The sequence below is a fragment of the Weizmannia acidilactici genome (assembly GCF_008974225.1).
Taxonomy (GTDB): domain Bacteria; phylum Bacillota; class Bacilli; order Bacillales; family Bacillaceae_C; genus Weizmannia; species Weizmannia acidilactici.
This window is the reverse complement of record NZ_BKZR01000003.1, coordinates 86,797-111,673: the sequence shown is the minus strand read 5'-3', so window position 1 is coordinate 111,673 and position 24,877 is coordinate 86,797. Positions and strand designations below refer to the sequence as shown.

26 protein-coding genes and 21 tRNA genes are annotated in these 24,877 nt (G+C 47.3%); 33 read left to right on the top strand and 14 right to left on the bottom strand.

All coding sequences use genetic code 11. The features are described 5' to 3' along the window. Positions 1 to 58: 58 nt before the first annotated feature. The 21 genes from GBH70_RS02065 to GBH70_RS01965 all read left to right on the top strand — a co-directional run bounded on the left by GBH70_RS02065 (position 59) and on the right by GBH70_RS01965 (position 2,058). A tRNA-Val gene (locus GBH70_RS02065) sits at positions 59 to 134 on the top strand. Positions 135 to 161: 27 nt separating this feature from the next. Then, positions 162 to 237 (top strand) — tRNA-Thr (locus GBH70_RS02060). A gap of 144 nt (positions 238 to 381) precedes the next feature. Beyond that, positions 382 to 457, top strand: a tRNA-Lys gene (locus tag GBH70_RS02055). A 5-nt stretch (positions 458 to 462) separates the two neighbouring features. Next, positions 463 to 544 (top strand) — tRNA-Leu (locus GBH70_RS02050). Between the two features lie 6 nt (positions 545 to 550). After that, positions 551 to 625 (top strand) — tRNA-Gly (locus GBH70_RS02045). Positions 626 to 633: 8 nt separating this feature from the next. After that, positions 634 to 719 (top strand) — tRNA-Leu (locus tag GBH70_RS02040). Positions 720 to 739: 20 nt separating this feature from the next. After that, positions 740 to 813, top strand: a tRNA-Arg gene (locus GBH70_RS02035). A 14-nt stretch (positions 814 to 827) separates the two neighbouring features. Next, positions 828 to 904: transfer RNA gene (locus GBH70_RS02030), tRNA-Pro, on the top strand. A 13-nt stretch (positions 905 to 917) separates the two neighbouring features. After that, positions 918 to 993, top strand: a tRNA-Ala gene (locus tag GBH70_RS02025). A 17-nt stretch (positions 994 to 1,010) separates the two neighbouring features. Next, positions 1,011 to 1,084, top strand: a tRNA-Met gene (locus GBH70_RS02020). A gap of 7 nt (positions 1,085 to 1,091) precedes the next feature. Then, positions 1,092 to 1,168 (top strand) — tRNA-Ile (locus GBH70_RS02015). Positions 1,169 to 1,193: 25 nt separating this feature from the next. After that, positions 1,194 to 1,286: transfer RNA gene (locus GBH70_RS02010), tRNA-Ser, on the top strand. 20 nt (positions 1,287 to 1,306) lie between these two features. Continuing rightward, positions 1,307 to 1,380 (top strand) — tRNA-Met (locus tag GBH70_RS02005). 3 nt (positions 1,381 to 1,383) lie between these two features. Beyond that, a tRNA-Asp gene (locus tag GBH70_RS02000) sits at positions 1,384 to 1,456 on the top strand. 10 nt (positions 1,457 to 1,466) lie between these two features. Continuing rightward, positions 1,467 to 1,542 (top strand) — tRNA-Phe (locus GBH70_RS01995). A gap of 31 nt (positions 1,543 to 1,573) precedes the next feature. Next, positions 1,574 to 1,646: transfer RNA gene (locus GBH70_RS01990), tRNA-His, on the top strand. Positions 1,647 to 1,653: 7 nt separating this feature from the next. Next, positions 1,654 to 1,727: transfer RNA gene (locus GBH70_RS01985), tRNA-Gly, on the top strand. A 4-nt stretch (positions 1,728 to 1,731) separates the two neighbouring features. Then, a tRNA-Ile gene (locus GBH70_RS01980) sits at positions 1,732 to 1,805 on the top strand. A gap of 6 nt (positions 1,806 to 1,811) precedes the next feature. Further along, positions 1,812 to 1,886 (top strand) — tRNA-Asn (locus tag GBH70_RS01975). Positions 1,887 to 1,889: 3 nt separating this feature from the next. After that, positions 1,890 to 1,981 (top strand) — tRNA-Ser (locus GBH70_RS01970). A 5-nt stretch (positions 1,982 to 1,986) separates the two neighbouring features. After that, positions 1,987 to 2,058: transfer RNA gene (locus tag GBH70_RS01965), tRNA-Glu, on the top strand. Between the two features lie 78 nt (positions 2,059 to 2,136). Here GBH70_RS01965 and GBH70_RS17730 read toward each other — a convergent pair. Beyond that, the gene (locus GBH70_RS17730) at positions 2,137 to 2,481 is read right to left on the bottom strand and encodes an IS3 family transposase (protein ID WP_151679458.1); all 345 of its coding nucleotides are present in this window, start codon (positions 2,479 to 2,481) and stop codon (positions 2,137 to 2,139) included. Between the two features lie 115 nt (positions 2,482 to 2,596). Then, a complete protein-coding gene (locus GBH70_RS01955; protein ID WP_151679457.1) occupies positions 2,597 to 3,265 on the bottom strand; it encodes a helix-turn-helix domain-containing protein in 669 nt (222 codons plus the stop codon). 413 nt (positions 3,266 to 3,678) lie between these two features. Here GBH70_RS01955 and GBH70_RS17580 point away from each other — a divergent pair, with 413 nt between their 5' ends. Beyond that, positions 3,679 to 3,993 (top strand): response regulator, encoded by a 315-nt coding sequence (locus tag GBH70_RS17580; RefSeq protein ID WP_216643874.1) that lies wholly within the window; start codon positions 3,679 to 3,681, stop codon positions 3,991 to 3,993. Next, complete coding sequence (locus tag GBH70_RS01945; protein ID WP_172967438.1) at positions 3,990 to 4,370, top strand: response regulator transcription factor; 381 nt, start codon at positions 3,990 to 3,992, stop codon at positions 4,368 to 4,370. Before GBH70_RS17580 ends, GBH70_RS01945 begins: the two co-directional genes overlap by 4 nt. On the opposite strand, the gene GBH70_RS01940 is transcribed toward GBH70_RS01945, so the two are convergent. Beyond that, the gene (locus GBH70_RS01940; RefSeq protein WP_151679464.1) at positions 4,367 to 5,290 is read right to left on the bottom strand and encodes a 1,4-dihydroxy-2-naphthoate polyprenyltransferase; all 924 of its coding nucleotides are present in this window, start codon (positions 5,288 to 5,290) and stop codon (positions 4,367 to 4,369) included. The two genes, GBH70_RS01945 and GBH70_RS01940, sit on opposite strands and share 4 nt — an antisense overlap. A gap of 248 nt (positions 5,291 to 5,538) precedes the next feature. Here GBH70_RS01940 and GBH70_RS01935 point away from each other — a divergent pair, with 248 nt between their 5' ends. The 6 genes from GBH70_RS01935 (at position 5,539) to menC (ending at position 13,066) form a co-directional block, all read left to right on the top strand. Continuing rightward, on the top strand, positions 5,539 to 6,906 hold the full coding sequence (locus tag GBH70_RS01935; RefSeq protein ID WP_253693338.1) for an isochorismate synthase: 1,368 nt from the start codon (positions 5,539 to 5,541) through the stop codon (positions 6,904 to 6,906). A gap of 1 nt (position 6,907) precedes the next feature. Next, positions 6,908 to 8,653, top strand: a complete 1,746-nt coding sequence (menD, locus tag GBH70_RS01930) for a 2-succinyl-5-enolpyruvyl-6-hydroxy-3-cyclohexene-1-carboxylic-acid synthase (protein ID WP_151679454.1) — start codon at positions 6,908 to 6,910, stop codon at positions 8,651 to 8,653. Further along, a complete protein-coding gene (gene menH, locus GBH70_RS01925) occupies positions 8,650 to 9,453 on the top strand; it encodes a 2-succinyl-6-hydroxy-2,4-cyclohexadiene-1-carboxylate synthase (protein WP_151679453.1) in 804 nt (267 codons plus the stop codon). The genes menD and menH overlap by 4 nt, the downstream gene beginning before the upstream one ends. 40 nt (positions 9,454 to 9,493) lie before the next feature. Beyond that, positions 9,494 to 10,312, top strand: a complete 819-nt coding sequence (gene menB, locus GBH70_RS01920) for a 1,4-dihydroxy-2-naphthoyl-CoA synthase (protein ID WP_151679452.1) — start codon at positions 9,494 to 9,496, stop codon at positions 10,310 to 10,312. A gap of 199 nt (positions 10,313 to 10,511) precedes the next feature. After that, on the top strand, positions 10,512 to 11,966 hold the full coding sequence (locus GBH70_RS01915; RefSeq protein ID WP_151679451.1) for an o-succinylbenzoate--CoA ligase: 1,455 nt from the start codon (positions 10,512 to 10,514) through the stop codon (positions 11,964 to 11,966). Next, on the top strand, positions 11,963 to 13,066 hold the full coding sequence (menC, locus tag GBH70_RS01910; protein WP_151679450.1) for an o-succinylbenzoate synthase: 1,104 nt from the start codon (positions 11,963 to 11,965) through the stop codon (positions 13,064 to 13,066). Before GBH70_RS01915 ends, menC begins: the two co-directional genes overlap by 4 nt. A 163-nt stretch (positions 13,067 to 13,229) precedes the next feature. Here the strand turns inward: menC and GBH70_RS01905 are convergent, their stop codons facing one another. The 4 genes from GBH70_RS01905 to yidD all read right to left on the bottom strand — a co-directional run bounded on the left by GBH70_RS01905 (position 13,230) and on the right by yidD (position 14,912). Then, on the bottom strand, positions 13,230 to 13,385 hold the full coding sequence (locus GBH70_RS01905; protein ID WP_151679449.1) for a DUF1540 domain-containing protein: 156 nt from the start codon (positions 13,383 to 13,385) through the stop codon (positions 13,230 to 13,232). A gap of 67 nt (positions 13,386 to 13,452) precedes the next feature. Beyond that, entirely contained in the window at positions 13,453 to 14,307 is an 855-nt protein-coding gene (locus GBH70_RS01900) for a metal ABC transporter solute-binding protein, Zn/Mn family (protein WP_371862160.1), read from the bottom strand. Positions 14,308 to 14,476: 169 nt separating this feature from the next. Beyond that, positions 14,477 to 14,611 (bottom strand): DUF4021 domain-containing protein, encoded by a 135-nt coding sequence (locus GBH70_RS01895; RefSeq protein ID WP_151679447.1) that lies wholly within the window; start codon positions 14,609 to 14,611, stop codon positions 14,477 to 14,479. A gap of 64 nt (positions 14,612 to 14,675) precedes the next feature. Then, complete coding sequence (gene yidD / locus GBH70_RS01890; RefSeq protein WP_151679446.1) at positions 14,676 to 14,912, bottom strand: membrane protein insertion efficiency factor YidD; 237 nt, start codon at positions 14,910 to 14,912, stop codon at positions 14,676 to 14,678. 117 nt (positions 14,913 to 15,029) lie between these two features. On the opposite strand from yidD, the gene GBH70_RS01885 reads away from it, so the two are divergent. Continuing rightward, the gene (locus GBH70_RS01885; protein WP_151679445.1) at positions 15,030 to 15,479 is read left to right on the top strand and encodes a Dps family protein; all 450 of its coding nucleotides are present in this window, start codon (positions 15,030 to 15,032) and stop codon (positions 15,477 to 15,479) included. A gap of 127 nt (positions 15,480 to 15,606) precedes the next feature. Here GBH70_RS01885 and GBH70_RS01880 read toward each other — a convergent pair whose 3' ends face one another. Continuing rightward, positions 15,607 to 15,855, bottom strand: a complete 249-nt coding sequence (locus tag GBH70_RS01880; protein ID WP_151679444.1) for a DUF6154 family protein — start codon at positions 15,853 to 15,855, stop codon at positions 15,607 to 15,609. A gap of 169 nt (positions 15,856 to 16,024) precedes the next feature. Here GBH70_RS01880 and ytkD point away from each other — a divergent pair, with 169 nt between their 5' ends. Continuing rightward, the gene (gene ytkD / locus GBH70_RS01875) at positions 16,025 to 16,489 is read left to right on the top strand and encodes an RNA deprotection pyrophosphohydrolase (RefSeq protein ID WP_151679443.1); all 465 of its coding nucleotides are present in this window, start codon (positions 16,025 to 16,027) and stop codon (positions 16,487 to 16,489) included. A 33-nt stretch (positions 16,490 to 16,522) separates the two neighbouring features. On the opposite strand, the gene GBH70_RS01870 is transcribed toward ytkD, so the two are convergent. From GBH70_RS01870 to GBH70_RS01860, 3 genes are read right to left on the bottom strand one after another with little or no spacing between them, the layout of a single operon-like run. Beyond that, on the bottom strand, positions 16,523 to 17,329 hold the full coding sequence (locus tag GBH70_RS01870) for an ABC transporter permease (protein ID WP_151679442.1): 807 nt from the start codon (positions 17,327 to 17,329) through the stop codon (positions 16,523 to 16,525). Continuing rightward, on the bottom strand, positions 17,316 to 18,086 hold the full coding sequence (locus GBH70_RS01865; protein WP_151679441.1) for an ABC transporter ATP-binding protein: 771 nt from the start codon (positions 18,084 to 18,086) through the stop codon (positions 17,316 to 17,318). Before GBH70_RS01865 ends, GBH70_RS01870 begins: the two co-directional genes overlap by 14 nt. A 41-nt stretch (positions 18,087 to 18,127) precedes the next feature. Further along, positions 18,128 to 19,144 (bottom strand): ABC transporter substrate-binding protein, encoded by a 1,017-nt coding sequence (locus GBH70_RS01860; protein ID WP_151679440.1) that lies wholly within the window; start codon positions 19,142 to 19,144, stop codon positions 18,128 to 18,130. A 178-nt stretch (positions 19,145 to 19,322) separates the two neighbouring features. Between GBH70_RS01860 and GBH70_RS01855 the strand changes: the two genes are divergently transcribed. Together GBH70_RS01855 and GBH70_RS16615 are read left to right on the top strand one after the other, a co-directional pair. Then, entirely contained in the window at positions 19,323 to 20,651 is a 1,329-nt protein-coding gene (locus tag GBH70_RS01855; protein WP_151679439.1) for a GntT/GntP/DsdX family permease, read from the top strand. Positions 20,652 to 21,052: 401 nt separating this feature from the next. Beyond that, on the top strand, positions 21,053 to 21,196 hold the full coding sequence (locus GBH70_RS16615) for a hypothetical protein (protein ID WP_172967439.1): 144 nt from the start codon (positions 21,053 to 21,055) through the stop codon (positions 21,194 to 21,196). A gap of 8 nt (positions 21,197 to 21,204) precedes the next feature. Here the strand turns inward: GBH70_RS16615 and GBH70_RS01850 are convergent, their stop codons facing one another. From GBH70_RS01850 to GBH70_RS01840, 3 genes are read right to left on the bottom strand one after another with little or no spacing between them, the layout of a single operon-like run. Beyond that, positions 21,205 to 21,681, bottom strand: a complete 477-nt coding sequence (locus tag GBH70_RS01850; RefSeq protein WP_253693334.1) for a (2Fe-2S)-binding protein — start codon at positions 21,679 to 21,681, stop codon at positions 21,205 to 21,207. Positions 21,682 to 21,686: 5 nt separating this feature from the next. Beyond that, positions 21,687 to 22,520, bottom strand: coding sequence for an FAD binding domain-containing protein (locus tag GBH70_RS01845; protein WP_151679438.1), 834 nt, complete (start codon positions 22,518 to 22,520; stop codon positions 21,687 to 21,689). Further along, positions 22,507 to 24,834, bottom strand: coding sequence for a xanthine dehydrogenase family protein molybdopterin-binding subunit (locus GBH70_RS01840; protein WP_172968266.1), 2,328 nt, complete (start codon positions 24,832 to 24,834; stop codon positions 22,507 to 22,509). The genes GBH70_RS01845 and GBH70_RS01840 overlap by 14 nt, the downstream gene beginning before the upstream one ends. Between the last annotated feature and the right edge of the window lie 43 nt (positions 24,835 to 24,877).

Below are 24,877 nucleotides of genomic sequence, written 5' to 3'. Positions count from 1 at the left end.
TGATGGTAGTTGGGGGGTTCCCCCTGCGAGAGTAGGACGTTGCCGGGCCTTTTCATCCGGAGGATTAGCTCAGCTGGGAGAGCATCTGCCTTACAAGCAGAGGGTCGGCGGTTCGATCCCGTCATCCTCCACCATCTATTTTTATATGCGAGTGCGAGACTGTCGGTCTAGCTCAATTGGTAGAGCAACTGACTTGTAATCAGTAGGTTGGGGGTTCAAGTCCTCTGGCCGGCACCATATTTGATGTAAAAAAGTAGAATTGGCTATGTACATATTTAACCTGATATAGTATAATCTTTTTTGTGACAAGCATGGTTTGTTGTTAAAAAAGAGATAGTGCAGGGTTAAATGTTATTTTAGGAAAATATGGCGGGCAAAAATGAGCCATTAGCTCAGTCGGTAGAGCATCTGACTTTTAATCAGAGGGTCGCAGGTTCGAATCCTGCATGGCTCACCATTTCCGCGGGTGTGGCGGAATAGGCAGACGCACCAGACTTAGGATCTGGCGCCGTAAGGCGTGGGGGTTCGACTCCCTTCACCCGCACTGTTTGCGGAAGTAGTTCAGTGGTAGAACACCACCTTGCCAAGGTGGGGGTCGCGGGTTCGAATCCCGTCTTCCGCTCCATATATCCCGCCGGGGTGGCGGAATAGGCAGACGCACAGGACTTAAAATCCTGCGGTAGGTGACTACCGTACCGGTTCGACTCCGGTCCTCGGCATCATTAACATTATAAAATATGCGCCCATAGCTCAATTGGATAGAGCGTTTGACTACGGATCAAAAGGTTAGGGGTTCGACTCCTCTTGGGCGCGTTTTAATTTCCTTCCGGGAAGTAGCTCAGCTTGGTAGAGCACGTGGTTTGGGACCATGGGGTCGCAGGTTCGAATCCTGTCTTCCCGACCATGATGACAAAAAAGGGGCCTTAGCTCAGCTGGGAGAGCGCCTGCTTTGCACGCAGGAGGTCAGCGGTTCGATCCCGCTAGGCTCCACCAAATATAGATTGGATAATGGCGGCGTAGCTCAGCTGGCTAGAGCGTACGGTTCATACCCGTGAGGTCGGGGGTTCGATCCCCTCCGCCGCTATGTTTCCGGACCTTTAGCTCAGCTGGTTAGAGCAGACGGCTCATAACCGTCCGGTCGTAGGTTCGAGTCCTACAAGGTCCACCATTTATATTTTTTTTGAATTCGTTACGGAGGAATACCCAAGTCCGGCTGAAGGGATCGGTCTTGAAAACCGACAGGCGGGTTACACCGCGCGGGGGTTCGAATCCCTCTTCCTCCGCCATATCATTGTTATCTTATTATCGCGGGGTGGAGCAGTCTGGTAGCTCGTCGGGCTCATAACCCGAAGGTCGCAGGTTCAAATCCTGCCCCCGCAATTTGGTCCCGTAGTGTAGCGGTTATCACGCCTGCCTGTCACGCAGGAGATCGCGGGTTCGATTCCCGTCGGGACCGCTTCATTTTTGGCTCGGTAGCTCAGTCGGTAGAGCAAAGGACTGAAAATCCTTGTGTCGGCGGTTCGATTCCGTCCCGAGCCACCATTTAGATATAATTTAAAATTACATGCGTATGGCGGTTGTGGCGAAGTGGTTAACGCACCGGATTGTGGCTCCGGCATTCATGGGTTCGATTCCCATCATCCGCCCTTTCATGCGGGTGTAGTTTAGTGGTAAAACCACAGCCTTCCAAGCTGTTGTCGTGGGTTCGATTCCCATCACCCGCTCCATTACGGGCCTATAGCTCAGCTGGTTAGAGCGCACGCCTGATAAGCGTGAGGTCGATGGTTCAAGTCCATTTAGGCCCATTCCATTCCGCAGTAGCTCAGTGGTAGAGCAATCGGCTGTTAACCGATTGGTCGTAGGTTCGAATCCTACCTGCGGAGCCATATGGAGAAGTACTCAAGTGGCTGAAGAGGCGCCCCTGCTAAGGGTGTAGGTCGCGATTAGCGGCGCGAGGGTTCAAATCCCTCCTTCTCCGCCATTCATGGCCCGTTGGTCAAGCGGTTAAGACACCGCCCTTTCACGGCGGTAACACGGGTTCGAATCCCGTACGGGTCATATTAGAAAATAGGGCTGTTTCAGTATTAATCTGAACTGCCCCCTGTCAAGTGGACAGTAGAAATAATAAAAAAATATCTAAACGGCTTTAGCTCTATATTCCATGAGGCTAAGGCCGTTTAGTCTTTTTTGATACCTTTCATAATTATAAAAATGGACGTACTCATCAATCGCAAGAGATAATTCTTCAAATGTCTGATACTTATGTAAATATTTCCTCTTTTTTCGAATAACAAATTGTATACCGGCAACTTTCATCAGTCTGTAAATACGTTTGTGATTGAAGAGCTGACCAAGCTTTCGATTTATATTCAAAGCCGTTCGACGGTAACCATAGATGCCGTCCACTTTCTCATGGAGAACTTTCATCTCTTTTATGATTTCTTTATTCTGAAGTTCTCGGGAGGAAGACGAACGTTTCAACCACTTATAGTAAGCAGCTCGTGAAATACCTGCGATTTCACATAATAAGATAATGCTTCGGTGCTCTTTCTCATGAAGTTCCCGGATACATACTTGTCTTCAAATCGGATTTGGTTTATTTTCGCCTCCTTTCGATTTCCTCTAACTTTTTTAAAAATAGATTCTCCGCACGTAAGCGTTCATTTTCTCTTTCTAACTTTTTCATCTCCCGTTTCATTTTCTTTTCTGGAGATAACTCTGCTTCTTCTTTTTTTCTTCCTCGTTTGTCTTTAAGCGCTTCTTCCCCACCATTTCCATACTTCTTCACCCATTGATATACTGGTTGATAAGAAACTTCATAAGTTTCTGCTGTTTTTTTATAGTCTTTTCCGTTCCTCAAACAATCAAGCACAATTTGTATCCGTTCATTCCAAGTCGTTTTTCTTCCTTTAGTCATAGAGCTTGTCTTTCCTTTCGACGTATCCTTTAATTCTCTATGGCTATTATACTCCTTAATCCATCGTTGAAGTACTGATCTACTTGAAATACCATATTTCCTAACAATCTCGTACTGTGAGAATTCACCAGATAAATAATCTTTTACAGCTGCTTCCTGAAGTTCTTTGGTATAACCTTTCCAAGTATTAGCACGTTCTAAACCCGCTTTTCCAAATTCCTTCAACCATTGTCTTAAAGAATATTTAGTAATTTTATACCTTTTACAAAGCTCTTGAATGGTACATTCTCGATTTTCATATGCAAGTAAAACTTCAAGCTTGAACTCTGTAGTATATTGCTTATACATAGAAAAACTCCCCTAAGGTAAAACAGATTTTTTATTTTTTAATCTGTCTACCTTAAGGGGAGCATATCAAACTGAGACAGTCCTTTTTTAAGATTTTATAAAGACATTTTGTTTTCTTTTTCTTGGTGAATACCAGCTCCTTTCCAAAATTATTCAAACTGTCCTTCAAAAATCCGATGAAACCCGTCACCCCGGTGCACTGTCTCCCATAGATGGCTCATATACACAGCAGCGAATTGCCTTAGAAACCAAGAGCTGATTCCCTTTGATTCGCCAAAGCCTCCGCTTTAGGATCAACCTGTGTACGTTCTTCGTATTAAGAACATTCAGATGTTTTGCGGAAAAGGAATTCGTCATCGAGGTCCTGTTTTAACGCTCGATTAGTTCCAATACCAGACAGAGATAAAGGGAGTTTGGAATGGGAAGAGTATTTGTTTACGGATGACGCCGTATTCATGCGGATGCAATTGAGAGACATGATTACAAAAGCCGTGTATGAAGTAAAAAACGGACAGACTGCGGTTGAAAAGTATGCGAAGCTGAATCCGGACCTTGTTACGATGGCGGGGGATTCCCTTATTCATTGCAGCGGCATCCAGCCTGTTTTTCGCTTAATCAATGATTTTACAGACGGAAAAATGGGCATCAGCCAACTTCTTTCAAAACTATTTGACCTTCTGCTTGGAAATATAGAAAGTTCTTGGTTATGCGGGGAAAATCGAAGATGAAGCGTATCAAATCCAAAAAACGAATATGCCTGCGCTGCTGGGAGAAACATTTTATATCGGCGAAGGTATTTTGGGGCAGGCGATGGCTTTGGAGAAAGAAACGGTTTGGCAGCATATCCGGATTTCCGTTAACGCCGAGGGAAAAAGATGTGCTTTATTTGGTGCTTGAACGCTGCAATAACCAGGAAGTTGGGGATTATTTGAATATCAGCGTCAATACGGTGAAGAACCACATCCCAAACATTTACAGAAAATCGGACCGCGTCCAGGCGATTGCGAAAGTCTACCGGACAAAGTACGGGCAGGTAGCTATAAAAACGGCGGGAGTATGCCAACAGCATGATCCCCGCCGCTTTTTTTGTTTTGATGGTATTTAGAAAAAGTGGTCGACTAAAAAGCTGATGGACAAAAGCAGCCCGAAAATGGTATTCGTTTGTGCCGTCGCTTTCATGGCAGGCAGCATTTGGATCGGTTCGCTTTTTCCGATAAATCCTTTAATGGCACGGACCGGTTTCGGCGCGCTGACAAGCACGAGCAGCACCCACGGGGTCACAACGCCGAATAAGACGAGCCCGACCATCCACAGGTAGGAAAGGGCAAACATCACGGCTAAAAGGATGATGGCGCCTTTCCGCCCGAGCAGGATCGCAATCGTTTTTCTGCCGTTTGCTTTGTCGCCGTCCAAATCGCGGATGTTATTGGACAGCATGATCGCACCGATTAGAATCATAATCGGAATCGAGACAAATACAATCGGCCATGTAATCGTTTTTGTCTGAATAAAAAATGATAGTAATATAATAATGACACCCATGAAAAAGCCTGAAATCAGTTCACCGAGCGGGGTGGATGAAATCGGGAAAGGCCCTGCCGTATAAAGATACGCAACAAGCATGCAGACAGACCCGATAAGTGCAATCCACCAGGAGCTTTCCGCGCAAATATAGGCGCCGAACAAAATGGCCGCGCCAAAAAACGCAAGTGCTAAATGCAGCACGGTTTTTGGCTTTACGTCGTTTCTGACGATCGCCCCACCGATCCCGACGGAATGCTCATTGTCGAGACCACGCTTAAAATCGTAATATTCATTAAACATATTGGCCGCAGCCTGAATTAAAAGTGTTGCCACCATCATAGCCGCAAACAGCATCAGATCTATGCGGGTTTTGCCCAAAGCCAGCACTGTACCAAGGATCACGGGCACAAATCCGGCCGTTAATGTATGGGGACGCGTCAATTGCCACCAAATCCGCCAGCCTTTATCAGGGTGGATTGCCGGAGAAGATTGCGCATTCATCATCTTTCTCTCCTTTATCTTTCTATCAAAAAATATATGACAAAATTAGTACATTTAAAGTTTAGGTAAATAATCATAAAGTGTCAATGTATTTGTAACAGAATCTTATTTTAAGCCGTTTTGCTGAATTCGGTTGACGGATTCTATATAATAGAGAAGGATATGTTCACAAAAATGTAATGTTTCTGCTCCGGAATACTGGAATAGATGGATTGGCCTTAAGTATGATTTTGTTTGGAGGAGATCTTTTGGCTAAAAATAACTCATATATATTAAAGGAGAAAAATCCGCCGGTCCAAAAACTGTACAGCAAGGTGGTGAACTGCCAAGCGGTGCCCGGACCATTTCAATTATTTAATGCGGGCGCTCATCTCTTTTACGGAAACCGGTTTTATTGGCAGGATCCACAGCGTGAAATTGTATTTATCGGATTCGGCGATGTGCGCACCTTTCGCGTCACGGAAGCGGACGGTTTTGCGCAGATTGAAAAAGAATGGAATGAACTGGCGGGACGGATGGAAATTGATCAGGAAATCCAGGAAATGGGGACAGGCCCGCTTCTTTTCGGCGGTTTTGCGTTTGATCAGACGCTCGGAAAACGGGAATGGGCAGCATTCGGGCAGGGGATATTCCGCATTCCGCAAATTCTTTTTACCTTTAAAAAAGATGCGGTCTACCTCACCGTAAATGCAATTTCAAATGGACAGGACCTGCCAGGCGGCATGCGGGGAGCGGAAGAAACCGCACGCAGGCTTTTAACAAAAAGTCCTCGTGATCCGGCTCTTCCGAAAGTAAAATATGTGCGGGAAATCAGCGCGGCAAAATGGAAAGAAAGTGTCGCGAATGCGGTAAGACTCATTCAAAAAGGTGAAATGGATAAAGTCGTGCTCGCAAGAAAAATGGAGATGGCTTATGACGGTGCCGTGAACCCTGATGCTGTGCTTTTAGCTTTGTCCGAACAGCAGCATGAAAGCTATTTGTTTGTGCTGGAAGAGGAAAATGAAAGTTTTGTGGGGGCCTCGCCGGAAAGACTGATCAGGAAAACGGACCGTGAAATTTTATCGACTTGCCTGGCCGGTTCGATCAAACGGGGCCGGGATGAAGCAGAAGATCTGAAATTGGGCGGAATGCTGCTTTCAGATAAGAAAAATTTAAACGAACACCGTTTTGTCGTTTCTATGATCCAAAATGTGCTCGCACCTTTTTGCAGCGAACTCATTGTGCCGGATGCGCCGGTATTGATGAAAATGCGCGATATCCAGCATTTGTACACGCCGGTAACGGGCACGGTTAAAGATAAAGAAACGACAATTTTTAAATTGGCAAAAGCGTTGCACCCGACGCCTGCCCTCGGGGGAATCCCGCGGAAATGCGCCTTGGAAGCAATCCGCCGCCTGGAAAAAATGGATCGGGGGCTTTACGGGGCGCCGCTCGGTTGGGTGGATTACAGGGGCAATGGCGAGTTTTGCGTTGGTATCCGGTCAGGGCTTTTGAAAGAGGACCACGCTTACCTCTATGCCGGCTGCGGCGTGGTCGCAGATTCAGTACCGGAAGAAGAGTATAAAGAAACGGGTGTCAAATTTACCCCGATGCTGCGTGCTTTAGGAGGAAAATAGAGTGGAACACCAGGAAATCATGACAACGTATTTGGCAACTTTTATCAGGCAGCTGTCCGCGATGGGCGTCCGCCATGCCGTGGTCAGCCCTGGATCGCGGTCCACGCCGATTGCGATGCTGCTTGCGGAACATCCCAATTTTCAAATTTATATCGATATTGATGAGCGGTCGGCGGCTTTTTTTGCGCTCGGCATGGCAAAAGAAATGCGGAAACCGGTCGTGCTCCTCTGTACATCGGGAACCGCCGCCGCCAACTATTTCCCGGCTGTTGCGGAGGCAAATATTTCGCGGGTGCCGCTGATTGTACTGACGGCAGACCGGCCGCATGAACTGCGCAATGTCGGCGCACCGCAGGCCATTGACCAGATCCGGCTGTACGGTCCGCATGCCAAATGGTTTGAGGAAATGCCACTGCCGGAAGCGGGGGGAGAAGTGCTGCAATTTGTACGGCAAACGGCAACCAGGGCGGTTGTAACGGCGGTGCAGCAGCCGGCAGGGCCCGTACATCTGAATTTCCCGCTTCGGGAACCTTTGGTGCCGGTTTTGGATCCTCCCCCTTTTGCCTGTAAGGAAGAAAACCAGGCAATTGGAAGCGCGATTGGAAAACTTGAGCTTGGAGGCGGCGAGATTCAAAAAATTGCCGCAGCCATCCGTCCTAAAGAACGGGGGCTGATTATTTGCGGAACGATCGATGAACCCGGGTTTCCTGAAGCGGTCCTCACGCTCAGCGAGAAAACCGGCTATCCGATTTTGGCAGATCCGCTGTCGCAGCTGCGGAGCGGAAAGCACGGGAAAGAACGGATCATTGAAAATTATGATTCCTTGTTAAAAGATCCAAAATGGGCGGGCTACCTTGCACCGGATGTTGTAATCCGCTTTGGGGCGATGCCGGTTTCAAAATCGCTGACGCTTCTTTTGAAAAAATTGGAAACAGTCGACCATTTTGTCGTGGATGGCGGAAACGGCTGGCGCGATCCGGTCAAACGCGGGACAACCGTCGTTTACTGTGATGAAATCGCTTTTTGCAATAAATTGGCATCTGCTGTTTCGATGGATTCCCATTCCTCATGGTTCACGATGTGGCACACGTTGAACGAACGGGCCCGGAGTATTGTGGAAATTGCGATGGAGACGGAAAAAGGGCTCGATGAAGGAAAAACGGTAACGGAACTTGCCAAACTTTTGCCGGATGGCAGCACGCTTTTTGTCGGCAATAGCATGCCGATCCGCGATGTTGACACATTTTTCCAGGTGAACAGCAAAAATATCCGGATTTTGGCCAACCGGGGAGCGAACGGTATTGACGGTGTTGTATCCAGTGCGGCGGGTGTAAGCGCAAGTGCCGGCAAAGCGTATTTGTTGATCGGCGACTTGTCTTTTTTTCATGATTTAAACGGCTTGCTGATGGCAAAAATGCACAAGCTCAATCTTTGTGTCATTTTAATCAATAATAATGGCGGCGGGATCTTCTCGTTTTTGCCGCAATCAAACGAGCCGAAAAACTTTGAAAGGCTGTTCGGTACTCCGACCGGCCTTGAGTTTGAATATGCGGTAAAGATGTACGACGGGCGCTATGTAAAGCCGCGTGATTGGAAGGAATTCCGCGGGGCGCTTTCCGGTTACGAAAACGGGCTGCAAGTCATCGAAGTACAGACGGACCGCGCCAAAAACGTCGAAAACCACCGGAGAATGTGGATGCAAGTTTCCCGGGAAATGGAAACTTATTTTCAAGGTGAAAATCAATGAAAATCAATGGCTTGGAATATCATGTGGAAACGGCCGGCAAGGGCGAGCCGCTGCTGCTTTTGCATGGTTTTACAGGAAATGGGGATATCTGGAAAGAAATAGCGACTTTGCTGCAGGATGAGTTCCGCTGTATTTTCGTCGACATTATTGGGCACGGCAAAACAGCCAAACCGGATGATGCAGGGCGTTATGCGATTCAAAAAGCGGCAGCGGATCTGCGTGCTGTTTTGGAACAATTTGGAATCGACCAGGCCTCCGTTCTTGGCTATTCTATGGGTGGGCGGCTGGCGCTCACATTCGCGGTGCTGTATCCGCAAATGGTGAAAAAACTTGTGCTGGAGAGCGCGTCCCCCGGCTTAAAAACAGAGGCGGAACGGGCGGCGCGCAGAAAGCAGGATGAACAGCTGGCGGACCGGATTTTATCGGAAGGGATCGAAGCGTTTGTAGATTATTGGACAAATATTCCGCTGTTTGAATCGCAGAAAAAGCTTGCGGCTGATGTCCGGGAGAAAATCCGTACGCAACGCCTGGAAAATGACCCGGTTGGATTGGCAAACAGCCTGCGCGGTATGGGAACAGGAGCCCAGCCGTCATGGTGGGATTGCCTCCAGAAACTTGACTTTCCTGTATTGCTTACTGCCGGCGAAGGGGATCCGAAATTTTGCCGGATTGCCGAAGAAATGAAAGCGAGGATGCCGCATGCGAAAAAAATTATTTTTTCGCATGCCGGCCATGCAATTCATGCGGAAGATCCACGAAAGTTTGGTACAATGGTAAAGGGATTTTTAAAAAATTGTTGATAAATTGTCAAAGAATGTACGTATAAAGGAGGAACACTTCATGGCAGTCGAATGGAAAACGGAACATGAGTATGAAGATATTTTATACGAATCTTACAACGGAATTGCCAAGATTACGATTAACCGTCCCCATGTGCGCAATGCTTTCCGCCCTGAAACGGTAAATGAAATGTATGACGCTTTTACGAGGGCGCGCGATGACTCCAAAATTGGCGTCATTATTTTGACGGGAATGGGGGACAAGGCATTCTGCTCCGGCGGCGACCAAAAAGTGCGCGGCAACGGCGGCTATGTCGGAAAAGACAATATTCCGCGTTTGAACGTGCTGGATCTTCAGCGTTTAATCCGCGTCATCCCGAAACCGGTCATCGCAATGGTTGCCGGCTATGCGATCGGGGGCGGCCATGTGCTGCATGTTGTCTGCGATTTGACAATTGCGGCGGACAATGCGATCTTCGGGCAAACCGGACCGAAAGTCGGCAGCTTCGACGGCGGTTACGGCGCCGGTTACTTGGCAAGAATCGTCGGTCACAAAAAAGCGCGCGAAATCTGGTACCTGTGCCGCCAGTACAATGCGCAGGAAGCATTGGAAATGGGGCTCGTCAATGCGGTTGTGCCGCTTGAAAAACTTGAAGAAGAAACGATCAAATGGGCGGAAGAAATCCTTGAGAAAAGCCCGATGGCGATCCGCTTCTTAAAGGCCGCGTTCAACGCTGATACGGACGGGCTTGCCGGCTTGCAGCAATTTGCGGGGGATGCGACGCTCTTGTATTACACAACGGATGAAGCGAAAGAAGGCCGCGACGCGTTCAAGGAAAAACGCAAACCGGACTTTGGCCAATTCCCGCGTTTCCCGTGATCGAAAAATGGGCTGTCTCTGATTGAGGCAGCCTAAATTCTTATCAATGTTTTTTAATCAGCAGGGAGAAAGAATATATAAGCGGCAGTTTTTGGGGCAATTGTCTTTTTGAAGGAATACTGAAGACTGTGTCATGAAAGGCGACTTCCTTTAACAAGCTGCTTTTTTCAAAATGAACGATTTCAATTCAGGTGATCATATGTTACCCAATTTTTTAAAACAACGGGCATACTTGACGCCGAACCGTACGGCGCTTGTGTTTAAAGATGGAATACTCACTTTTGTCGAGTTATACAAGCAGGTGAAAGAAACGGCACAAAAACTGGCTGGTCGCGGTATGCAGCCGGAAGATACAGCTGCCGTCTTATTAAAAAACCGCCCGCAAACAGTAGTCATCCTCCATGCCCTGCAGCAGCTGCGCGTACGCACGCTTTTTCTCAATCACCGTTTGACAACAGTTGAGATGCAGTACCAGTTGCAGGACAGCGGAGCAAAATGGCTGATTACGGAAAAAGATTTTCAGGAAAAATCGGTTGTGCTAAAAGAGAAAGTGCAGGTCATTCAACGAGAAACGCTTGCTGCTTTGCCTTCTGCCGATTACGAAGAAGCAGCAGAGTTTACACTCGATGATGTCTGCTCGATCATGTACACGTCCGGAACGACCGGCAAGCCAAAGGGCGTGCTGCAGACTTACGGCAACCACTGGTGGAGCGCAGCCGGATCTGCGCTGAATCTCGGCTTGAGGGAGGAAGATGTATGGCTGTGCGCAGTGCCGCTTTTTCATATCAGCGGTTTTTCTATCCTCATGCGTTCCGTTTTTTACGGCATGCCGGTCTATTTAATGGAAAAATTTAATGAAAAAGAGGCCGTCAAACTGCTGCAATCGGGCTGCATTACGATCATGTCGGTTGTGGCCAACACATTGCAGCGGATTTTAAACGAACTTGGGGAAAAATCGCTTCATCCGAACGTGCGCTGTATGCTCCTCGGCGGGGGGCCGGCGCCGCGCCCGCTTCTTGAGGCTTGCGCCGAAAAGCAAATTTCTGTATTCCAATCATATGGCATGACCGAAACGTCCTCCCAAATCGTGACACTTGCGCCGGAAGACAGCCTGCGGAAAATCGGATCCGCAGGAAAACCATTGTTTCCTGCACAGATTCGCATTGTTTCTGAAGGCAGGGAATGCAAGCCGTTTGAGCATGGGGAAATTGCTGTCAAAGGGCCGAATGTCACGATCGGATATTTGAACCGCCCGGATGCCAACGAAAAAAGCTTCCGAGATGGCTGGTTTTTTACCGGCGATATCGGCTATCTCGATGACGAAGGCTTTTTATATGTAATGGACAGGCGGTCGGATCTGATTATTTCCGGCGGGGAAAATATTTACCCGGCCGAGGTTGAGGAAGTGCTCCTGGCCCATCCGGATATATTGGAAGCCGGCGTCGTAGGGATGGAAGACGAAAAATGGGGCCAGGTGCCGGCGGCTTTTATTGTCACAAAAAAAGAAGTTTTAGAAAGCGAACTCCAGGCATTTTGTGAAGTACGCCTTGCGAAATACAAAATCCCGAAAAAATTTTTTACCGTATCGGACTTGCCGCGCAATGCATCCAATAAATTGATGCGCAGAAAACTTTTGGAGTGGCTGCCGTCATGATGAAAATTGAGAGGGTCCAGTTATCGGTCATAAAAATGGCGCTCAAATCCCCGTTTGAAAATGCACTTGAAAAAGTGGTGGAACGGGAAGCGATCATGCTTGAAGTAACGGACAAAGACGGTGTGACCGGATACGGGGAAGCCATCGCTTTTTCGACGCCGTGGTATACGGAAGAGACAGTACGGACGTGTTTCCATATACTGAAAGACGTCCTGATCCCGCTACTCATGAAAAAGCCAATCTTTCACCCGAAAGAAGTGAGTGAACGTTTCCGTGCAGTCCGGCGCAACCATATGGCAAAAGCCGGGATTGAAACAGCCATTTGGGATCTGTATGCAAAAAAGAAAGGCATTCCGCTATGGAAACTGATCGGCGGCACGCGGGAAACGGTGGCTGCCGGCGTTGCGGTCGGCAGCCATGATACAGCGGAAGCACTGCGGCAAATCGAATCATTTCTTGGCGATGGCTATGAAAGAGTCAAAGTAAAAATCAAGCCCGGCCATGATGAATCGTTCATCCGTGAGATCCGCCGCAACTTTCCAGATTTGGCGCTTATGGCGGATGCGAATTCCGCTTATACATTGGAAGATTTGCCCCAGCTTGAGAAACTGGACCGGTACGGGCTTATGATGATTGAACAGCCGCTTGCCGCCGATGATATTGTGGATCATGCCTTATTGCAAAAACAGTTGAAAACGCCGGTTTGCCTTGATGAAAGCATCGTGACGTACCATGATGCGGAAAGCGCGCTCCGCCTCGGCAGTTTCAGGGTGCTCAATATTAAAATCGGCCGGGTCGGCGGTTTGTGGCCGGCCATCCGGCTTCATGATCTTTGTGCGGCCCGAGGCATTCCGGTTTGGTGCGGCGGGATGATTGAATTCGGCATTTCGCGCGCCTTTAACCTTGCGCTCGCTTCTTTGCCGGGTTTCACTATTCCGGGCGATATCTCTGCTTCAAGCCGTTTTTGGGAAAAAGATATTATTGTTCCCGAAATCAAGGTAGAAAATGGAAAAATTCAGCTTTCGAATGAATCGGGAATCGGATTCGGGTTGAACCAGGCGTATATGGAAAAAGTCCGGATATACAAGGAAGTATTTTGAAAGAAAAAAACTGCTGTATCTTTATCTGCAGCAGTTTTTTGTTGGGCTTTCAGATGAGCAGGCTAGATTTGCCAAATGTCGACTCAAACTTAGAGATCAGCGTCGCCAAAAATATACGGGCAACAGAAAAAGCGCCTATCAAATGATAAGCGCCTTTTCCCGATCAATAAATCGACTCGAACGTTTTACAGTCTGTTTCGTACTGGTTTTCAGCCTGCTTCCCTGTATGGCTGACAATATAGATTGCTTCTGCAGAACAGAGATTCCCTTCCTGCCAAAATACGCAGTTTTTCACTTCGCATAAGACGTCTTTTGCCATGCTGCACCCCCCTTTAAGCATGTGGTACAAGCATTAGTTTCCGCAATCCGCCGCAAAAGATGCCCGCTTATTGCAAAGCTTTTTCCAATGCCTTTAGGTTGTCATTCACTAAAGTAAAATAATCTTTATGTTCTTTGATTTCTTTATTCGTCCGTACGCCGAGGTGGTGGATATAAACCGGTTTTGTATTCGTCTCCTGCTGCACGACATCTGCGATTTTAGAAGGAACATTTTTCTCAAAAACGATATAGGAAAGATGGTCTTGTTTTACTTTTTGGATGACCTTCTCCAATTGCTGTTGCGACGGTTCGTCCGACGTTGACAGCCCGGCGATCGGAATTTGCTTGATGCCGTAGCGTTTTACCCAATATCCGTAAGCTGCGTGCGAGACGACAATTTCTTTATTTCTTGATTTTTGGACGGCAGCTTTGTATTCGGCGTTTACTTTGTCGAGCTTTTGGGCCAGTTGTTTGTAGTTCTTTTCAAAATACGCTTTTTGTTTCGGCATTTTTTTCGACAGCTGTTCCGCGATCATGTCGGCCATCTGCTTCACATAGACAGGGTCGAGCCAGACATGGGGATCCACATTCGGGCTGTTTTTCTCCGGAACATTGAGGCGGTCCCCAAGCGCCATCATTTTGACATTCTGCCCCTGTAAAACTTGTTTTGCCTTATCCGCAAATCCTTCAAGCCCGAGGCCGATGTAGAAGAAAAAGTCGGAATCGGCAAGTTTTAAAATATCCTTCTGCGATGGTTCGTACGTATGTTCATCGGTGCCCGGTGGATAAATCGTTTGGACCGTGACATATTTCCCGCCAATTTGCTGTGTGACATATTCCAAAGGATACACGGTGGTGTAGACGGAAATTTTATTTTCCGGTTTACTTGGCTGCCCATTCGAACATGCTGAAAGGACGACCATCGTAAAGGCAAGCAGTATCAAAGAAATTTTTCTCAAAACGGATATTCCTTTCTTGTAAAAATTTAATTAGGAATGATTACGATTTACTCACAAAAAATATAATACTAAAAGCCGGCACGCATGGCAAGAAAAAAATAAGGGGCAGTATCTGTCTGCCCCCATTGCCTGTTTACTCGCTGCTTTTGTCTGCTTCTTCAGTTTCCAGCATGCCGTAAGATCCGTTCATGGCCAGCTCGTCGATATCCGCGCCAAAGTCGTTTTGGCTGTTGCTGTTTTTCTTCTGCTGCTCTTTATTTTCTTTCATAAAAAAGCACCTCCATCTGTACCGTTTTCAGAAAAAGAAAAACGTATGCAGCGGAGGCGTACATCTAATGTTTTTTGACAGGCCACTGTTCTGGAACGGGATCGTACCCGCCGGCATGAAACGGGTGGCACTTTAGAATTCTTCTTACGGTCAGATACCCGCCGCGGATTGCCCCGAACCGTTTAATGGCTTCCAGGCCGTAATTCGAACAGGTCGGCTGGAAACGGCAGTTTGGCGGCGTCAGGGGGGAAATCACCAGTTGATAAAAACGGATCAATTTAATCAAAATGAACTTCAGCATCGATCTGCCCCTTTCCTGCGTTTATTGTAGCATGTTTTAAAAAAAGATGCGCAACATATGTTTAGGCGTTTGAAGGCCCGGCAAAAGGGTACAAACTAAGCAGGAGGTAGATTGAACATGGCTGAAAACGATCAATTGCTGGAATTATTGAATAAGCAAGTGGCAAACTGGACAGTGCTTTATACAAAATTGCACAATTACCATTGGTATGTGAAAGGGCCGCAATTTTTAAGCCTCCATGCCAAATTTGAAGAATTATACGATCTTGCGAATGAATACATCGATGAATTGGCCGAACGTCTGCTGGCGTTAAACGGCAATCCGGTTGCAACATTGAAAGAGAGCCTGGCAACTGCATCAGTGCAGGAAGCAAGCGGCCGGGAAAGCACGGAAGAAATGGTGCAGGCCGTTGCCAATGATTTTGCAATGATTGCAAAAGAACTGGAAGAAGCGATCGGGCTTGCAAGCAATGCAGGCGATGACGCAACAGCCGACATGTTTATCGGCATCCAGGAAACATTGGATAAAAACATTTGGATGCTCAATGCGTTTTTGGGAAGACGTTAAGCGTTTGTCGGCCGGCGTTCGGTATTTTGAAAGGCAGGATTCGCCGGCCGGGCAACCGGGGCCTGGATTCCACAGGTGCCCTCATTATAGAAAAAATGCTGCTCCGGTGCGCCGAAACAGCATTTTTTCATTGCAAATATTTCGTTGACGGATAGGCGTCAAAGCCGGCGTAATCCGCAAACTTATCTTTTAAACTCTCCAATATGTATAACTCGATAAAATGTTCCAGTTCGGCGGTGCTCATCTCGTTGACGATCCCGAGCAGGTCTTTCCGGTTGTAGTTTTCGATGACGGCTGCTGTGATGGCGCCCAAATCTTCTTCGTCCCCTGTCAGCCGGTCCCGGTACAGTTCAAACAACTCATCGACTAACCTCATGGCATTTTCCTCCTTTATCCAGTTCTTATTTACTAGCCCTAAAAATATGCTTTTAAACATTGTATGGTTATGTTCACGAGATGTACAGCGAAAAATGTATGCGATTTCAATAATATTTTCGCCAATTTTTGCGCCTGTTTGCCGTATAATGTAAAATAGGAGGGATCGTATGTGCCAGTTTACGGACCTGAACGGCAATACTGTTACATTAAAATTTGAGAAAAAAGCATTTCCGGTTGAACCGCAGCATGTCCTTGTGATTGCGAAATATAGCGGGAGCTGGCTGTTGACCTACCATTCGGAAAGGGGGCTCGAATTCCCGGGCGGCAAAAGGGAAGCTGGCGAAACGATTGAAGAAGCGGCCTTACGCGAATTATATGAAGAAACCGGCGGCGTTTCGAAAAAGCTGGAATACATCGGCGAATATATGGTGGAAGACCGGAAGAACGGCCCGTTTGCCAAAGCGCTTTTTTATGCCGAAATCAGTCGGATAGACAAAAAGGATAATTATTTGGAAACAAAGGGGCCTGTCCTCGTGGAAGGGGATCTTCGTGAAAAATTGCAGTCACCTGCATTCAGTTTTTTAATGAAAGACGGGGTTGTAGAAAAAGTGATTGTGCGCCTGGAAAAATAAAAATCCGGCGCGTTTTTTGCGCACCGGAACAGCCTATCTGTCTTTCATTAATTTTTTCTCAAGCAAGTCGACAAGCTGATACATGATGGTTGCGACAATTGCGATCATGATCATTGAAAGCATCACAAGCGTAAAATTGAACACCTGGAAACCGTAAATGATCATATAGCCGAGCCCCTGTGAGGAGACTAAATACTCACCGACAATGACTCCGACCCATGCGAGCCCGACATTTACTTTTAACGTTGAAATCATGACTGGGACAGATGCCGGCAAAACCGCTTCACGGAACACCTGCATCCGGGTGGCGCCGAACGAACGCAGCACTTTGATGTAGTTCGGGTCGACATCGCGGAACGCCGTATAAATCACGATGGTCGTGACGATGACGGAGATGATAATCCCCATCGAAATAATGGATGAAAACCCCGGGCCCATGCTGACGATCAAAATCGGACCGAGCGCCACTTTCGGCATCGCGTTAAAAACAACGAGGTACGGGTCAAGAATTTTCGATAATAACGGCGACCACCAGAGAATGGCGGCCAGCACGGCGCCGAGCAGCGTGCCGAGAATAAAGCCCATGATCGTTTCAAACACGGTGATCCCCAAATGGATGTAAAGCGAGCCATCTTCAATTTTTCCCACAAATAGCGCCCACACTTTTGACGGCGAGCTGAAAATGAGCGGGTCGATCCAGTGGCGGCGGCTCGCAATTTCCCATAAACAGAAAAATACGATTAAAATCAACAGCTGGAAAAAACGGACTCGGCGTTTTTCTTTACGGATGGCGGCGAGATAGTCTTCGTGCAGGAGCGGAACATTTTTAACTGTTTTCAAGGGACTCCAGCTCCTTCCAAATTTCGTTGAAAAGAATGGAATAGGATTCTTTGCTGCGGGCTTCAAACGGGCGGATGCGGCGCAGATCTTCCGGGACCTCAAAAATTTTATGCAGCCGCCCGGGCTTTGCCGCAAACAGGAGAATCCGGTCGCTCATCGAAATCGCCTCGCCGATGTCGTGCGTGACGAGCACGGCTGTTTTGTGGAATTGCTTCAACGTTTTAAAGACCAAATCTTCAAGCTTTAACTTTGTTTGGAAATCGAGTGCGGAAAACGGTTCGTCAAGCAGCAGGATTTTCGGGTTGACGGCAAGCGTCCTTACCAATGCGGCCCGCTGCCGCATCCCGCCGGACAATTGCCGCGGGAATTGTTTTTCAACGCCATGCAGGCCGATGTCATGCAAAAGTTGAAGGGCGTTTTTTCTTGATTCTGCGTTGAGCTGTTTTTTCATTTTTAGCCCGAGAAATATGTTTTCTTCAATCGTTTTCCACGGGAATAAATAATCCTGCTGGAGCATATATCCGATCGACGACGCTTTTAGATCAGGCGCTTTACCGTCGATCCGCACCTCCCCTTCTGTCGGCTGCAACAGCCCCGAGATAATCGAAAGCATTGTCGTTTTTCCGCAGCCGCTCGGGCCAAGTAAAGATACAAATTCCCCTTCCCGGATGCTGAACGAAATATTTTCAAGCGCCTTTGTTGCCTGTTTAGCCGTGAAATAAGTATGGTTGACATTTTGGACGATCAAAAAACTCATGGCTGCAGCCTGCCGGATGGGCAGGGCACGCCCCCTTTCCATTATTTTGCAGCTTTTTTCACAATCGTTGTATTGACGAGTTTGCTGTAAGGCACTGTTTGGCCGAGTTCGCCGGCTTCTTTCATAATCTCCTGGATTGTGCTCCAGCCCGATTTGCTTAAAATCATGTCATCACTAAAAGAGCCCTGGCTGCGGTACCGTTCAATAGAGGAAGCAAGAATATCCGTTTTGGTGTCTTTAAAATAAGGCTGTACTGTTTTGGCGACGACTTCCGGATCGGTTTTCCGCACCCATTTGCCGGCTTTTAACAAGGCGCGCACAAATTTCACCGCGCTTGTTTCATTTTCCTTTAAATAGCTTTGTTTGGCCATGAACGTCGTGTACGGCACTTCGCCGGACTCTTTGCCGAATGAAGCGACAATATAGCCTTTTCCTTCTTTTTCCATCACTGTTGCATTCGGTTCAAACAATTGGACAAAATCCCCCGTCCCGGACGCATAGGCATTGGCGATGTTCGCAAAGTCGATATTTTGGATCAGCTTTGTGTCTTTGTGCGGGTCAATGTCGTGCTTTTTCAACACATACTCGCCGACCATCTGCGGCATCCCGCCTTTACGCTGGCCGAGGAAAGTGGAGCCTTTCAGCATATTCCAAGAGAAATGGTCAATTTTTTTGCGCGAAACAAGGAATGTGCCGTCCGTTGCGGTGAGTTGCGCAAAATTAATGACCGGATCGGCTGCCTGCTGTTTGTAAACGTAAATGGACGTTTCCGATCCGACAAGCGCAATATCTGTCCCGCCGGAAAGCAGGGCTGTCATCGTTTTGTCGCCGCCCCAGGTGGTTGTTAACTTGATATCAAGTCCTTCCTCTTTGAAATAGCCTTTTGCAAGCGCAACATAAAGTGGCGTGTAAAAGACGGAGCGCGTCACTTCGGCAACCCGTACATTTTGCAATGCTTTCTTTTTCGTTCCTGAACTGCCAGCGCCGCATGCGCCTAAGCTGAATGCAAGTATAGCAGTCATCAGCAACGTAAAGCCGATTTTCAACCATCTAACCATCGGGGAACCTCCTCATAATTGGGCTTTTTTCTTACAGCCTATGCCAGGGGGAGTGATTGTGTGAATGCCTAATGTTTAAAAATTTTTTACAGTAAAACTTGATTATTAAAAAATTTTTTCATATAATAAAAGTATCGCTGAAAGTGCTTTCATTTTGCGTCGAAAAGGGGTTGACATCATGGATGCTTATTTGCTGTTGATTACATTTTTGGCAATCGTCATCGTTATATTAGGAGTTTCATGGTTTAAGTGGCATGCGTTTATCAGTTTACTTGTTGCCAGCATGTTTCTTGCGATTTTTTCAGGAATGTCTTTGGATAAAATTGTTACCGCTTACGAAACCGGTGTCGGCGGTGTCCTTGGGCATTTGGTCGGAATTTTGGCGCTCGGCACAATTCTTGGCGAGATGCTTTCAAAATCCGGTGCAGGGATCCAGATCGCCAATTATTTCATAAAAATGTTCGGCGAAAAGAAACTGCCGTGGGCGATGTTTTTCTCCGGCTTTATTATCGGCATACCGGTCTTCTTTGAAGTCGGGATTTTGATTTTGCTGCCGCTTGTCATATCGATCCAAAAAGCGTCTAAACAAAATATTTTGCTGATCGCTTTGCCGGCCATTGCGGGATTATCAATCGTGCACGGCATTGTCCCGCCGCACCCGGGCGCAATTGCGGCAATCGGCATTTACAACGCTAATCTCGGAAAAGTATTGCTGTATTCTTTGATCATTGCCATTCCGGCCGGGATTTTAGGCGGGCCCCTGTTTGCCAAATGGGTGAATAAACGCGTTACTCCGGAAGGCGAACCGAAATTGATCCAGGTGGAAGATGTGTCGCAGTCGAAAATGCCAAGCGCAGGCATTTCTTTCTTGACGATTTTAATGCCGGTGATTTTGATGGTGCTCGGAACGGCTGCACCTTACCTGCGTGTGCCGAAACTCGTTGAAAAAATTTTCGCGTTTATCGGAAGCCCGCTCATTGCACTTTTGCTCTCATGCTTTTTTGCCTATTATTTCTTGGGTTTTCGACAGGGGATGGACCGGAAGCTGGTTAAAAAATTTACGGAAGAATGCCTGCTGCCGGTCGGGTCGATCATTTTGATCATCGGTGCCGGCGGGGGATTTAAACAGATTTTGATTGATAGCGGCGTCGGTGACGTGATCGCAAGAATGGCCGGGCATTTGTCCCTGTCCCCGCTTGTTCTCGCTTTCCTGATCGCCGCCCTGATCCGGATTGCGACAGGTTCGGCAACGGTTGCCTTGACGACAGCAGCCGGGATTATCTCGCCTGTCATCGCCCATACAACAAGCATCAACCTCGAACTGCTTGTCATTGCAACCGGTGCGGGCTCGCTGATTTTCTCGCATGTCAATGATGCAGGGTTCTGGATGGTAAAAGAATACCTTGGTTTATCGATTAAAGAAACATTCAAAACATGGACCGTGCTCGAGACAATCCTTTCGCTTGCCGGATTTGCCGGGGCGTTGATTTTGAATATGTTCCTTTGACGGCAGCAGCCGGGCATCCATATTTAAGGAGCGCCCGGCTGTTTTTCTTTTTAAAAAGTTGACGGCTTTGTTTTTGAGGTTGTATAACAAACCACTACCGACTAGTATTCGATAACGCTTTTGAAAGTCCGCTTATGGTAAGGGAGATGGGCATGGCGCATTTGTTAAAGGAAAAATCGATGAAATTTGCGTTCAAACTGGCTCATGGGCTGGGCAGGGCTTACTGAAAGCAGAAAATACTGGTCGGCCAGTCCCCTCGTTAAAAGACATCCTCCTCGAACAGGAGCGTGATCCAAACGCTGATGGTGGAAACCGAAGATTATCTCGAAGGAGCGCCCGGCTGTTATGATGAAGGCTCGGGCGCCCGCCGGCCATGAACGAACAGATCATAAAAATTAATTATGGAAAACTTGCACCCGGCCCATATTTTTGAAGACATTCTCCCTGCCCTGCGCGAAAATGGCATCACGGAAACGAAAACCGAAAAAATGCTCGGCACCAATGCGGTTGGGCTTTATGGCGGCGAGCCGGTGAAGGTGGGGTAGTTTTGACTTTAAGATAGGGGGTACAAGCCATTACGTTTTTTCATTGCCGCTTTTACCGCCTTTTCAATCTCCTTGTATCCTGTACACCGGCATATATTGGATTCAAGCCAGTTTTGTATGACTTCGGCTGTTGCATCAGGATGAGTTTCAATGAGTGCATGGCAATTCATAATGAATCCGGGTGTACAGTATCCGCACTGGAAGGCAAAGTTTTCAATAAATGCTTGCTGGATCGGGGTATTTTTCAATCCTTCAATGGTTGTGATCCGCTTTCCGACTGCCTCGGCACCCAACATTAAACATGACTTCATCGGACGGCCGTCAACCATCACCGTGCAAGCCCCGCAGTCCCCGTTCAAACATCCGGGTTTAGCACCTGTTAAACCTAAATGTTCTCTTATCACATCGAGCAGGATGTCAGAAGATCGGATCGTGACTGCTTTTTTTTCGCCATTTACATCCAACATGGCAGAAATCAAAGCCATGGGTTTCACTCCTCTCCCAAACCCGTTAAAATATCCGCCAAAGTATTTTTTAAAACAAATATCCGATACCCGGAAGAACCTTCAACATCATTTAATACAGGCGCCGGCACATGGCGGATGGCTTCTTGAACTTTTTCTTTTAAGGTTAAGCGCCCATTGTTTAATGCTTTTTCCATCTCAAATGCACGAAACGGATAAGGGGTTAAGCCGCTGATGGCCACTCTGATTTGATTCCCGGTTTTTAAGGCGGCAACTGTAATCAAGGGATAGCCGGTATTCCATTGCCTGCGCCTTTTGATGCTCATATGCGGCGCCCGGATAAATTCCTGCTGGGTACTCACTTGAACGAAAAATACCCCTTCATCGAGGTGCAAATGTTGCTGAAAAACTTGATGAATCGACAACACTTTGTCGCCGTACGGCCCGGCAACCATGATGAGGCTGTCGGCTAATAAAAAAGGCAGTACGGCTTCCCGGTAAAAAATTTGGCCGCAAATATTACCGCCTAACGTGATCTTCGTACGGGCTGTATGGTCTGCGATTTCGCGTACGGTTTTTGACAGCAATGGAAATGATCCTTCTTCTTCAATTTCAGCTAAAGAAAGGCCCCCGCCGAGGATAAGGCTGTCCTCAGTTGAAAAACGGACTTTGTATTCCGGTATTTCCTTTAGGTCAATTACAGCGTCCGTATACAATACATTTAATCTTCCAAGTGTAATCACTTCTGTTCCGCCGGAAAAATATTTTGGTGATTTTCCTTGATTTTTTAGCCATTGATAGAGAAAGACAGCTTCTTGAAGAGATTTTGGGCGGTAATAGTCAAATTCAAATGGTATCATTGGCTGCTTCTTCCTTTGCCCGCCAGATGTATTCCGGTGTTAGCGGCAGGCTGTACAGGGATACGCCGGCAGCACGAGATAAAGCATTTCCAAGCGCAGCCGGCATTCCTAAAATCCCATGTTCGCCAACTCCCCGCAAACCATATGGTGCTTCCAAATGCGGCGTTTCGATAAAATCAACCAGATACTCGGGATTTTCCCCGTAATAGATCGGCCGGTAAGTTCGCAGCTGCGGATTCAATACCCTTCCGAATGAATCGAAAATAAACGTTTCCCGCCCGCCGTACGCAAGCCCCATGCTCATTGCCCCCATCACTTGCCCTTTTGCTGTTTTTTCGTTTAATACTTTCCCGATATCTACAACTGTACAGGCTTTGATTATTTTATATGTGTAATCTCTGCGGTCAAATTCCACTTCCACAACAGACGCGCATACCGTCCACTCGGGTCCGGGCCTGCCTCTGCCGGTCTCCCGGTCCAGATACGTCATGCCGCGCAAGATATAGTTTCCTCTGCCGATAATCTGGCCACCGATGGCATTTCCATTTGGATACACATAGCCGTATACAATATCTTTAAAATGGAGGCCGGTTCGGGGGTTGCTTCTTTGGAATACACGGGAGTCCGCAACGGCTAAATCTTCCGGTGTGCATCTTAAGACAGCGGAAGTAATTTCCTTCATTTGCCTTTCCGCATCATCAGCCGCTTCCATCAATGCTCTTCCCGCCATAAAAGTCCCCCGGCTTGCAACAGTTTTCCAATGTTCCGGGGTTGTCTGCGTATCTACCTTCATCCGGACATGGATTTGATGGATATCCATTTGGAAACGTTCGGCGAGCATTTGTGCCAGCATCGTTTTTGTGGCTGTTCCGATTTCAATGACGCCGGAAATAATATTGACACTGCCATCAGAATTAAAAGTTAAAACGACGCCGGAACTTGCATTTGAATCAATCGTCGATGTTTTCCATCCGCAGCTTGCGCCTTTTACACGTACGTAACGTTCATCAATTTCTGTAATCTGCCCTTCTTCCCAATTCGCTAATTCTTTTACACGGCCAATGCATTTCCTCAAATTTCCGACCGTACTTTCATTCAGTTGAACTTGGGTGGGCGTTGTGTGGCCAGGGAGAATGGCGTTTAAATAACGCAAATCAAACGGGTCCATCTGCAGTTTTTGCACCAATATGTCCATTGTCCGTTCAAATGCAAATAAAAGTTCGGAATGGCTGAATCCTCGGAAGGGTGCGGGGTATGGATGATTGGTATACATACAGTAAGAATTGCATCGAATGTTTTCAATATTGTACGGGCCTGTACAGTCAACTGCTGCAGCTCTGCTTAAGTCAATGGATTTATCGGCATAGGCGCCGCCATCAAATAAAAAAGTCATTTCAGCAGCTGTTAATTTCCCATCACGGGTGGCGCCTAGCTTTACTTTTGCATCCAGTCCGATATGCCCCGGCGCACTTACCATATCTTCTTCGCGGGAATAAAAGAGTTTCACAGGTTTCCCACCAACAGCCTTTGAGGCGAGATAAGCCAGCAGTTCTGTATGCACCGAAGCTTTTCCTCCGTAAGCGCCTCCGACAAGCGGCGTATTGACGATGATTTTTCCTGGATTTTCGTGAAAATAACGGCCGATTAATTTTTTTACCATAAAAGGGGATTGGGAGGTGGTTGAAATGATCACCGTGCCGTCGGATTTTATTTCGACAGTTGAACAGCGTGTCTCCATTGCAGCGTGGTCGGAGGGTTTAATAGAAAAAGAGGCTTCTACAATCACCTCACTTTCACGCCATCCTTTTTCCATATTCCCTTTGCGGATTTTCTGGAGGTTTGCAATATTAGTTCCGGGTATTGGATAAACCATGTGCGATTTTTCATAGCTTCCCAGTTTTTCATGTACAAGCGGCGCATCTTGACGTAAGGCTTCTGTAGGGGAATGGACAACCGGCAATGGTTGATATGCGATTTTAATCAAGTTTGCCGCTTTTTTTGCAATCAAAAGGTTATCTGCTACAACGATTGCAACGACTTCCCCGCAATGCCTGACTTTATCGAATGCAATCGGGGGACGGTCCCGGATCTCTTCACCGGTTAAAGGAAGACCTTCCCCGGTAATGATTGCCCTTACCCCCGGTATCTTTTTTGCTTCTTTCATATCTATTTTCCGGATTTTTGCATGGCCGAACGGGCTTATAACTGTTGCAGCATGTAAGCCGTTATAGGATTGGTCATGGATGTATTTGGCTTCGCCTGTAACTTTTTCCAAAGCATCTTTCCGTATCATGCTTTTTCCTAAGAGAGTCAACCCATTTCCCTCCTTCGCAAAACGCGCAATTGGTCATAACTTT